General features: G+C 51.3%; 5 protein-coding genes. All 5 read left to right on the top strand.

Annotation, left to right across the window (positions count from 1 at the left end; all coding sequences use genetic code 11):
* Positions 1-344, top strand: a 344-nt coding sequence (locus AKL28_RS25195) for a hypothetical protein (protein ID WP_231602662.1), incomplete at its 5' end; no start/stop codon positions are given.
* Positions 345-399: 55 nt separating this feature from the next.
* Positions 400-1,152, top strand: a complete 753-nt coding sequence (locus AKL28_RS24190; RefSeq protein ID WP_082221650.1) for a S1 family peptidase — start codon at positions 400-402, stop codon at positions 1,150-1,152.
* Between the two features lie 57 nt (positions 1,153-1,209).
* Positions 1,210-1,500, top strand: a complete 291-nt coding sequence (locus tag AKL28_RS24725) for a hypothetical protein (RefSeq protein WP_156226464.1) — start codon at positions 1,210-1,212, stop codon at positions 1,498-1,500.
* A 347-nt stretch (positions 1,501-1,847) separates the two neighbouring features.
* Positions 1,848-1,982 (top strand): hypothetical protein, encoded by a 135-nt coding sequence (locus tag AKL28_RS25340; RefSeq protein ID WP_269432211.1) that lies wholly within the window; start codon positions 1,848-1,850, stop codon positions 1,980-1,982.
* Between the two features lie 227 nt (positions 1,983-2,209).
* A partial coding sequence (locus AKL28_RS23195) for a DUF4238 domain-containing protein (RefSeq protein ID WP_050470652.1) occupies positions 2,210-3,081 on the top strand: 872 nt, incomplete at its 3' end.

A 3,081-nucleotide genomic window follows, 5' to 3' on the forward strand; every position in this document is an offset into this window, starting at 1 on the left:
GCTTAGAGACCTTCTCCAACGACCGAATACTAGCCATCGATCATATCCTCACATGGATTCAGGAGCTAGATGCAGAAGGAGTAGAATTTGTCACCGACAAGCCGCGCGCCCAAACTCGGCTAGGCCGGTTTATGCTGGGGCACGGCACCTTCCCCGTTCCGATCATTGTTGCGCAAGACGCGTCCCATGTCATAGCGCCTAGAAGCGGAGGCGAACATATGAAGGCGCCATTACATCTAATCGAAGGGCATTCCCGATTGGCTTGTATCAGAGGCATGATAAATTCTTCGTACCCGACTTTGAAGATGCTGCATTCCGTTTGGGTGGTGAAGATTCCCAAGTGAAATTTGATGGCGCGTGGTGGCCACAAGAACAAATCATCAAACCCAAAGACACAATATGGATATTGCAACGCCGTCGCTTCAATCACTCCGCATCGAAATGTACTTTGGCGAGATGTGCTTATCTAGTGGCACTGGGTTTATTGCTCGCGGGCGAAATGGAATGTACTTGATAACCAATCGCCACAACGTCACCGGATGTGATCAGCATACCGGGACGTGTCTATCGGCGCGCGCTGGAATTCCCAATAATGTCGTCATCCGCTACAACAAGGCCGATAGCCCTGGCGAATTCGTGTCGCATCGGGAGCCGCTCTTGGCCAACGATGAGCCGCTCTGGTTTGAGCATCCGGAGTTAGGAAAAACGGCTGATTTTGTCGCACTGAAGGTGACCAACACCCTAGGTGCAATAATCCATCCTATTGATCCGGCCTCGGTGGGCGTACCCATCAAGATGGCACCGGCCGAACCGGTGAGCGTAATTGGATTTCCATTTGGCTTGACGGGGCCTGGCTCACTTCCAATCTGGGCAACGGGATTCCTCGCATCCGAGCCACATCTTGATTACGATGGAGTACCCCAGATACTGATAGATTGCCGTACTCGCCCTGGTCAGTCTGGATCCCCAGTTTTTGCATATCGGGCCACCGGGATCGCGCATTTAGAGGGTGGATTCGGAACAACTACCTACTCATATGAAATCTCTCGCTTTATCGGAATTTACTCCGGCAGAATCCGAAGCGACTCAGATATCGGAACAGTATGGAAAGCATCGGCTATCGCGGAGCTAGTTCAATCGTTACCCGAGTAAATCTAGCGACTTGCTACTAAGTTGGCGGATCTAATCACTCAAACAGCCGACCAAACTATGATTCTTAAAATCAAACTCGCGCTGACTCTTGCAACCGTCATTTTGGGTGCTCTCTCCGCTTGGTATTGGTATCGTTCTTCCGTGGCCCGCATTGCTGCTGCAGATCCAGATCCCGACAACGTTCCATTCTATGGTAATCAAATTATTACGAATGACGGGACAGACTTTTTCCCTACTGTGGAATTACAATCGACGTTAAACAAACAAGCAGCTGTTTGGGCCGCACTGGCAGCTCTGTCGCAAGTATTAATAGCGTTAGTAGATCTTTATCTACAATTCTCAGGGTGACAAGCACCTCGATTGGCGCCTGTTTTCAACGAAAAATTAGTTCCAATCAAAGCAGGAATTCTTGCTTTGCCTATGTCTCGAATAATCCAAAGACATTTCTCCTTCTTCCAAGCGCTCCATGCTGCCTAGGATAAAGTAACGTTCCGCATCCCATCTCAGAGCATGTTTGCAGTAGAGCTTGCAAAGCACTAATATGTAAAACTGTGAATTTGGCGTCTCAATGAGGGGACTCAGATAGTGCAATCGCAGCTCTTTCTGGGTGTTCTTTTTCTGGTGTTCGGCCAATTCCAATCAATCTTCACCTGTTGTTCTGGAAAAACTTTTACGACATCTAAAGGAGATTAATAATGGCACTTAAACCTGGTCCAAAGCCAATTGCTAAATCAACTGGCCTGCCCGATCAACGTCGGCGCGATAACAAAGCGACTCCCGGCAATACGCCGGCTCTTAAACCCAGCAAGCCGCCGACCAAAAACAAATAAGGATGCAACCTCTTGATTCGTGTTTCGTGCGCCGGAACTATCTCGAACACGTTTCAAGAGGTGAATGAAGCCTTCTTGAGTATTCTCCGTAAAGGAGCCACCTTGGCGATTTAAGCGGAGCCAGCAATTCTCCGCTGAAAGCGCCACCTTGCCGATATAACGAGCGCCACCGAATGTATTTAATGGGCACCACCCATTATCTATAAGCGGAGCCAGCCTTATTCGCTATGAAGACGACGCCAAAACTGCAGGGGCCCAAGAGACAGCACTACCTCCCCCGCATGTACCAGAAGGGCTTCTCAACCGATGGGGGAGTAGCCGTATTTGATCGTCATACCGGGATCACGAGGCGTCAGACGGTGGAGAATACTGGTCTAGAAACGCATATATACACCTTCGAGGACAACCAAGGGCGTCGGCGCTATGAAATTGAAGAGATGCTCTCGCAGGTCGAAGCCGGGCTAGCGAACGCGATCCCTCGATTCGAAGCGGCAAAGGGCTACACGGATACCGATGTGGAGTTCTTGATAAGCTTCATCGCCTTCGCGGAGTTACGAACACCGGGCGCCATGACAGAGGCGAAGCTAGTGAAGGCCGGCTTCGTTGATGTCGTAGCTCAGGTCGCCACCGAGTCCGTGGAGCGGACGATGAAGCTGCTCGCTGCTATGTACCGCGAGAAGGGGGAGCACCGCACGCAAGTCGAACTGCTGGCGGAGGCAGAGGGGCTCGTGAAGTTTGTTCGCGGTGGGCAGTACGTTATCGAAGTGGATCCACAATCGGCTCTGATGGAAAACCTCCGCCTGTGGCGGGTAATCATCGACTCACTGATACCCAGAGATCTGCAAATTATCAGACCAATTGATCCTCAATCGCGGTACGTGACCTCAGACTCGCCAGTGGTGTTGGAATCCCGTTTCGGCGACAGCCACGTTGGCTTCGGTTCAGAGGAGGCTATGATTCTCTTCCCCCTGACGGCTAACTGCCTGATCTCGCTGATGGGAAACAAGGGGCGCCGAGGCACTGGTATCGCACGCCCAGAGCAGGTGGACCGCATGAACGACGTGCTAGCGCTAAACGCCGACCGCTACATCATCAGTAG

Source organism: Herbaspirillum chlorophenolicum (assembly GCF_001189955.1).
Classification (GTDB): domain Bacteria; phylum Pseudomonadota; class Gammaproteobacteria; order Burkholderiales; family Burkholderiaceae_D; genus Herbaspirillum; species Herbaspirillum chlorophenolicum.